The sequence below is a fragment of the Amycolatopsis dongchuanensis genome (assembly GCF_039542405.1).
GTDB classification, from domain to species: Bacteria; Actinomycetota; Actinomycetes; order Mycobacteriales; family Pseudonocardiaceae; genus Amycolatopsis_E; species Amycolatopsis_E sacchari.
Genome location: NZ_BAABIB010000095.1, coordinates 89884 through 96771, shown reverse-complemented (window position 1 = coordinate 96771; position 6888 = coordinate 89884). Strand labels below are relative to the sequence as shown.

The window sequence follows — 6888 nt, the reverse complement described above, 5'->3', positions numbered from 1 at the left end:
CCCCGCAACCCAAAAACACGCCCGCCGCCGCTTGACAACCACATAGGGACACCCCCCCCGCCGCGCACCCCGGGACCAACCGACCGGCCCCACCGACGATTCGCCGGTGGCTGGGGCCGACCTCACCCCGTCCCTTCTGCGACACCGGCGCGTCACCGTAGAGTTCCGGGCTGTGACGACGGCACCCCGCAGGATCACCGTGCTGTTGCCCGTCCTCGGCCTGGTCCTGGTCGCGGTCTGCGGGCTCACCCTGCTCGCGCTCGCCACGGTCCGCGTCGGGCCGCTCGCCGTCGTGATCGGCGTGGCGGCCGCGCTCGTACCGGTCGCCGTCGTGGTCGCCGCCGTGTTGTGGGTCGACCGCTGGGAGCCGGAACCCGCGAAACTGCTGCTGCTCGCCTTCGTGTGGGGTGCGTGCATCGCGACGATCACCGCGCTGCTCATCAACAACACCGCCGAAACCGTCGGGGACCTCCTGCTGGGCAACGGCCGGGGCAGCCGGGTCAGCGCGCTCGTGTCGGCGCCACTCGTCGAGGAGGCGGCGAAGGGCTCCTTCGTGCTGCTCCTGCTGCTGCGCCGCCGCGAGGAGTTCGACGGGATCATCGACGGCATCGTCTACGCCGGGCTCACCGCCGCGGGCTTCGCCTTCACCGAGAACATCTACTACTTCGGCCGGGCGTTCGCCGACTACGGCTTCGGCGACGGCACCAGCGCCGGCGTGATCGCGGCGTTCGTGCTGCGGGGTGTGCTTTCGCCGTTCACGCACCCGCTGTTCACCGCGCTCACCGGTGTCGGCATCGGCGTCGCCGCACGGGCACCCCGCGGGCCGGTGAAGGTGCTCGCGCCGCTGGGCGGGTACCTCGGTGCGGTCTGCCTGCACGCGTTGTGGAACGGCGCGGCCACGCTCGGCGGGGCGAAGACGTTCCTCAACGTCTACTTCCTGATCATGGTGCCGATGTTCGTCGCGGTCGTGCTCGTCGTGATCCTGCAACGGCGGCGTGAGCAGCGGATCGTCGAGGCCGCGCTGCCGGGTATGGTCCGCGCGCGGTGGATCGCGGCGTCGGAGGTGGAACTGCTGTCGAGCCTGACCGGCCGCCGGGAGTGGCGCAGGCAGGCGCGGCGGCAGTCGGGGCGGCGCGCGGCGAAGGCCGTCGCCGAGTACCAGAACGCCGTGACCGAACTGGCTTTCCTCAAGCGGCACAAGGGAAATGCCGAGGCACGCCGTCGTGAGGGCGAACTGCTCGGGCAGCTGCGCGCGGCCAGGGCCGAGGCCGTCCGGCTGGCCGGTGAGCACGCCGACGGGTGAAGCTAGTCACCAACACCGGAACAACCGCCCGCGTCCGGGCTACTCTCGCGCCGTCGTCCGGTACCCGCGACCGAAGAGCGGGACTGGAACGAAATCGAGGAGCTTTGTTGCCATGAGCGTCCACCGGGGCACGCCATGACGCGGCCGGCGAGGCTCGCCGTCGGCGTCGTTTCCGCGGGCCGGGTCGGCAGCGTCCTGGGTGCCGCCCTCGCCAGGGCGGGGCACACGGTCGTCGCCGCCTCCGGGATCTCCGCCGCCTCCCACGCGCGGGCCGAACGCCTGCTGCCGGGAGTTCCGCTGCTGCCACCCGACGAGGTGGTCGGTGCCGCCGACCTGGTGCTGCTCGCCGTCCCGGACGACGAGCTGGCCGGTCTGGTCGCCGGGCTCGCCGCGACCGGGTCCTGGCGCAGCGGCCAGATCGTCATCCACACCTCGGGCGCGCACGGGCTCGACGTGCTGGCTCCCGCCGTCGAATCCGGTGCCCTCCCACTCGCGCTGCACCCGGTGATGACGTTCACCGGGCGCGAGGAGGACCTGCAGCGGATGGCCGCGTGCAGCGTCGGCGTCACCGCGTCCGACGAGGTCGCCTGGCACGTCGGCGAGGCGCTGACCGTGGAGATGGGCGGCGAGGCCGTCCGCGTGCCGGAGGCCGCCCGCCCGCTGTACCACGCGGCGCTCGCGCACGGCGCGAACCACCTCGCGACACTGGTGGCAGACTGTCTTGACCTGCTGGCCGGTGCGGGCATCCCGAACGGCGAGCGGATGCTCGGCCCGCTGCTGTCGGCCGCGCTGGACAACACGTTGCGCCACGGTGACCGCGCCCTCACCGGCCCGGTCGCCCGAGGTGACGCCGGCACGGTCCGCAAGCACCTGGCGGTGCTGGGCGCGGAAGCGCCGGAGGTCCGCCCCTGTTACACCGCCCTCGCCCGCCGGACGGCCGCGCGAGCCGAAGCGGCGGGCCTGCTCGGCGCGGACGCCGCCGCCGAAATCACCGAACTCCTCGAAGGACCCCAACCGTGACCCCCACCCCGAAGTTCACCCGCGGGCAGCTGAACACGTTCCAGACGCCCGACGACGTGGCCCGCGTCAGCGCGGCCCTGCACTCCGTCGGCCGCAAGGTCGCGCTGGTGCCGACGATGGGCGCGCTGCACGCCGGGCACCGCGAGCTGCTGCGCCGCGCCAAGCGCCTGCCGAACACCGTCGTGGCCGCCTCGATCTTCGTGAACCCGCTGCAGTTCGGCGAGGGCGAGGACTTCGAGGCGTACCCGCGCCCGCTCGACCGCGACCTGGAGGTGCTCACCGACGCCGGGGTCGAGCTGGCGTTCGTGCCCAAGGCCGGCGACCTCTACGCCGAGGGCCACGCCGTGACGGTGCACCCCGGCCCGCTCGGCGACGAACTGGAAGGCGCCGCCCGGCCAGGGCATTTCGCCGGGGTGCTGACCGTGGTGTCGAAGCTGTTCAACATCGTGCGCCCCGACTACGCGTTCTTCGGCGAGAAGGACTACCAGCAGCTGGTGCTGATCAAGCGGATGGTGCGCGACCTGAACTTCCCCACGAGGGTCATCGGCGTGCCGACCGTCCGTGAGAACGACGGGCTGGCGCTGTCGTCGCGCAACGTCTACCTCAGCGAGGAGCAGCGTGCCGACGCCGCCGTGCTGTCGGCGGCGCTGGCCGCCGGGGCGCACGTCGGCGCGCAGGGCGCGGAAGCCGTGCTCGACATGGCGCGGCAGACGCTCGCCGCCCGGCCCGCGGTGTCCGTCGACTACCTCGAACTCAGGGGAACCGATCTGGGTCCCGCGCCCGTCGATGGAGAGGCACGCCTGTTGGTCGCCGCGAGGGTCGGCACGACCCGGCTGATCGACAACGTGCCCGTCCTGCTCGGCGCCGCAGGGGAATGAAAGGGAACGGCACATGTACCGCACGATGCTCAAGTCGAAGATCCATCGGGCGACGGTCACGCAGGCCGACCTGCACTACGTCGGCTCGGTGACCGTCGACGAGACGCTCATGGAGGCGGCCGACCTGCTGCCGGGCGAGCAGGTGTCCATTGTGGACATCACGAACGGTGCGCGCCTGGAGACGTACGTGATCGCGGGCGAGCGGGACAGCGGGGTCATCGGCATCAACGGTGCCGCCGCGCACCTGGTGCACCCCGGTGACCTGGTGATCCTGATGTCCTACGCGCAGATGGACGCCGCCGAGGCGGTGTCGTTCCGGCCGCGGATCGTGTTCGTCGACGCCGACAACCGGATCAAGCACGAGGGTTCGGACGCGGCGTACGCGCCGGAGGGCTCGGGGCTGATCAGCGGCACGGTGGCCCTGCCGCCCGATGCCACGTTCCCGGTGGCGGAGACCGTGGACGCCGCGAAGCTCGACGCCCTGCTGCACGCGGAGAACTAGGTGCTGCTGGCGATCGACGTCGGCAACACCAACATCGTGCTCGGTCTCTACGACGGGTCCGAACTGGTCGGGAACTGGCGGATGCGGACCGACGCGCAGATGACCGCCGACGAGCTCGCCCTCACCATGCGCGGGTTGCTCGGGGAGCACGCCGACGCCGTCACCGGCATCAGCGCGCTGTCCACCGTGCCCGCCGTGCTGCGGGAACTGCGCGTGATGCTGTCCCGCTACTACCGGCGCGTGCCGAAGGTCGTGGTGGAACCGGGCGTGCGCACCGGCGTGCCGTTGCTCGTCGACAACCCGCGTGAGGTGGGTGCGGACCGCCTCGTGAACACGCTCGCCGCGCACCACCTGCACCAGACGGCGTGCGTGGTGGTCGACTTCGGCACGTCGACCAATGTCGACGCGATCTCGGCGAAGGGCGAGTTCCTGGGCGGGGCGTTCGCGCCGGGCATCGAGATCTCGGTGGACGCGCTCGCCGACCGGGCCGCGGCGCTGCGGAAGGTCGAGCTGGTGCCGCCGCGGTCGGTCATCGGCAAGAACACCGTGGAATGCCTGCAGTCCGGCATCCTCTACGGCTTCGCGGGGCAGGTCGACGGGCTCGTGCGGCGGATCGTGAAGGAGCTGTCCGGCGACGGTCCCGTAGCGGTGCTCGCGACGGGCGGCCTGGCGCCGCTCGTGATCTCCGAGTCCGAGACGATCACCGACCACGTGCCGGACCTGACGTTGCTGGGCCTGCGGCTGGTGTTCGAAAGGCAGTACGCCCGCTAGGAGCGCACCGCCTTCAGCACCGTCGTCACGATCGGCAGGTCGAATTCGCCCTGTGCGGTTTCCGGGTTCTTCGCGAGGAACCGCCGGAGCCGCTCCAGCGTCGCGGCCCGTTCCTCCTCGGAGGCGGTCAGCAGGTGCGAGTGCGTCGCGATCGTTTCGACGAGCGTCTCGGCGGTGCGGCGCTGTCGGTGCGGGAACTCCTCGCGTTGGTAAGCACCGAACGCGGCGTGCGGCGGCAGTTCCGGGCACTGGGACAGCCACCGGGTGCTGGAGTTCGTGCGGGACAACTGGGCGAATTCCGCGACCCACGGCACGGATTCGTCGTCGTGGTTCCACAGCGCGACGACCGTGCCGCCCGGCCGGAGCACCCGCGCGATCTCGGGCAGTGCGCGGTCCAGGTCGAACCAGTGGAACGCCTGCCCCGCGAGCACGGCGTCGAACTCGCCGTCGCCGAACGGGATCTCCTCCGCGGTCCCGGCGTGGGCTGGCACGCCGGGGAGTCGGCGGGTCAGCTCGGCGCGCATCTCCGGATCCGGCTCGACGGCTTCGACGTGCAGGCCGAGTGCGAGCAGCCCTTCGGAAAGCCTGCCGGTGCCCGCGGCGAGATCCAGGACCCTTGCTGCCCCCTCGGGCAGCCCCCAGCGCAGGGCGGGCAGCGGGTAGTCCGGGCGGTGCTCGGCGTAGGCCTTCGCCCGTGCGCCGAAGGAGCGGGCGCGCCGCTGGTACGCGGCAGAAGTGGGATCGGTCACCCGATCGATACTATTCGCGGGCAAAGGTAATCCGGTTGGCCCAGCGTGGGACGGGCTTCGTACCCTATGCGTATGACCCATTCCGCCGCTTCCGAGCGCCCCCTGCCCGAAGAAGACCTGCCGGAACAGATGCGGGTTCGCCGGGCCAAGCGCGACCGGATAATCGCGGAAGGTGGTGACCCGTATCCCGTCGAGGTGCCGCGCACGCACACCCTCGCGGAGATCCGGGCGAAGTATTCCGACCTGCCCGCCGACACCTCGACCGGTGACGTCGTCGGGGTCACGGGACGCGTGCTGTTCATCCGGAACACCGGAAAACTGTGTTTCGCCACTCTGCGCGAAGGCGACGGCACGGAGTTGCAGGCGATGATCAGCCTCGCCGGTGTCGGCGAGGAGGCGCTGGCCGACTGGAAATCGGAGGTCGACCTCGGCGACCACGTTTTCGTGCACGGTGAGGTCATCACGTCCCGGCGCGGCGAGCTGTCCGTGATGGCCGACCGCTGGCAGATGGCGGCGAAAGCGCTGCGCCCGTTGCCGGTCGCGCACAAGGAGCTGGCCGAGGAAACGCGGATCCGGCAGCGTTACGTCGACCTGATCCTGCGGCCGAAGGCGCGTGACGTCGTCCGCACCAGGGCCGGTGTCGTGCGTTCGCTGCGCAATTCCTTCGAACGGCGCGGGTTCGTCGAGGTCGAGACGCCGATGCTGCAGACGCAGCACGGCGGCGCCGCGGCCCGGCCGTTCGTCACGCACTCCAACGCGTTCGACATCGACCTGTTCCTGCGCATCGCGCCGGAGCTGTACCTCAAGCGCTGCGTGGTGGGCGGTATCGAGAAGGTCTTCGAGATCAACCGCAACTTCCGGAACGAGGGCAGTGACTCCTCGCATTCGCCCGAATTCGCCATGCTGGAGTTCTACGAGGCGTACGCGACGTACGACACCAACGCGGTGATGACCCGGGAGCTGATCCAGGAAGCGGCACAGGCCGTATTCGGCAGCCTCGAAGTGACACTCGCCGACGGAACGCCCTACGACCTGTCGGGTGAATGGAAGTCGCTCACCATGTACGGGTCGTTGTCCGAGGCCCTCGGCGAGGAGGTCGCGCCCGACACCACGGTCGAGGAGCTGCGGGGCTTCGCCCGGGCGCACGGCCTGGAGCCGGACCCGAAACTGGGGCACGGCAAGCTGGTCGAGGAACTGTGGGAGCACCTGGTCGGGGATCACCTCCACGAACCCACATTTGTGCGTGATTTCCCGATCGAGACCTCGCCGCTGACCAGGCAGCACCGCAGCCGGCCAGGCGTGGCCGAGAAGTGGGACCTCTACGTACGCGGTTTCGAGCTGGCCACGGGCTACTCCGAGCTGGTCGATCCGGTCGTGGAGCGGGAAAGGCTGACCGCGCAGTCCCGTTTGGCCGCGGCCGGGGATAGCGAGGCCATGAGCCTGGACGAGGATTTCCTCCGGGCCCTGGAGTACGGAATGCCCCCATCCGGTGGTGTGGGAATGGGCATCGACCGGTTGCTCATGGCGCTGACCGGCCTCGGTATCCGCGAGACGATCCTGTTCCCGCTCGTGCGTCCGGAATAGTTGCCGGCCCGCTCGCACAGACGCGCAATGCAAACGAAGTTTGCGTTGTGCGCTGATTCCGGGTATTAATGTCCTAGTCAA

At 70.5% G+C, this 6888-nt stretch carries 7 protein-coding genes; 6 read left to right on the top strand and 1 reads right to left on the bottom strand.

Annotation, left to right across the window (positions count from 1 at the left end; all coding sequences use genetic code 11):
- The first annotated feature begins 199 nt into the window (after positions 1 to 199).
- The 5 genes from ABFX51_RS26405 to ABFX51_RS26385 all read left to right on the top strand — a co-directional run bounded on the left by ABFX51_RS26405 (position 200) and on the right by ABFX51_RS26385 (position 4474).
- Entirely contained in the window at positions 200 to 1303 is a 1104-nt protein-coding gene (locus tag ABFX51_RS26405) for a PrsW family intramembrane metalloprotease (RefSeq protein ID WP_091514565.1), read from the top strand.
- Positions 1304 to 1438: 135 nt separating this feature from the next.
- On the top strand, positions 1439 to 2323 hold the full coding sequence (locus tag ABFX51_RS26400; protein WP_091514523.1) for a Rossmann-like and DUF2520 domain-containing protein: 885 nt from the start codon (positions 1439 to 1441) through the stop codon (positions 2321 to 2323).
- Complete coding sequence (gene panC, locus ABFX51_RS26395) at positions 2320 to 3201, top strand: pantoate--beta-alanine ligase (protein ID WP_346055220.1); 882 nt, start codon at positions 2320 to 2322, stop codon at positions 3199 to 3201. The genes ABFX51_RS26400 and panC overlap by 4 nt, the downstream gene beginning before the upstream one ends.
- Positions 3202 to 3214: 13 nt before the next feature.
- Positions 3215 to 3703, top strand: a complete 489-nt coding sequence (gene panD, locus ABFX51_RS26390; RefSeq protein ID WP_346055219.1) for an aspartate 1-decarboxylase — start codon at positions 3215 to 3217, stop codon at positions 3701 to 3703.
- Positions 3704 to 4474, top strand: a complete 771-nt coding sequence (locus ABFX51_RS26385) for a type III pantothenate kinase (RefSeq protein ID WP_346055217.1) — start codon at positions 3704 to 3706, stop codon at positions 4472 to 4474.
- On the opposite strand, the gene ABFX51_RS26380 is transcribed toward ABFX51_RS26385, so the two are convergent.
- Positions 4471 to 5223 (bottom strand): class I SAM-dependent methyltransferase, encoded by a 753-nt coding sequence (locus ABFX51_RS26380; protein WP_346055216.1) that lies wholly within the window; start codon positions 5221 to 5223, stop codon positions 4471 to 4473. The genes ABFX51_RS26385 and ABFX51_RS26380 overlap by 4 nt on opposite strands.
- 72 nt (positions 5224 to 5295) lie before the next feature.
- On the opposite strand from ABFX51_RS26380, the gene lysS reads away from it, so the two are divergent.
- Positions 5296 to 6807, top strand: a complete 1512-nt coding sequence (gene lysS, locus ABFX51_RS26375) for a lysine--tRNA ligase (protein ID WP_346055215.1) — start codon at positions 5296 to 5298, stop codon at positions 6805 to 6807.
- Positions 6808 to 6888 lie beyond the last annotated feature (81 nt).

Coding starts and splice junctions, on each gene's coding strand:
- ABFX51_RS26400 (WP_091514523.1), top strand. CDS start 1,439: ATGACGCGGCCGGCGAGGCTCGCCGTCGGCGTCGTTTCCGCGGGCCGG.
- panD (WP_346055219.1), top strand. CDS start 3,215: ATGTACCGCACGATGCTCAAGTCGAAGATCCATCGGGCGACGGTCACG.
- lysS (WP_346055215.1), top strand. CDS start 5,296: ATGACCCATTCCGCCGCTTCCGAGCGCCCCCTGCCCGAAGAAGACCTG.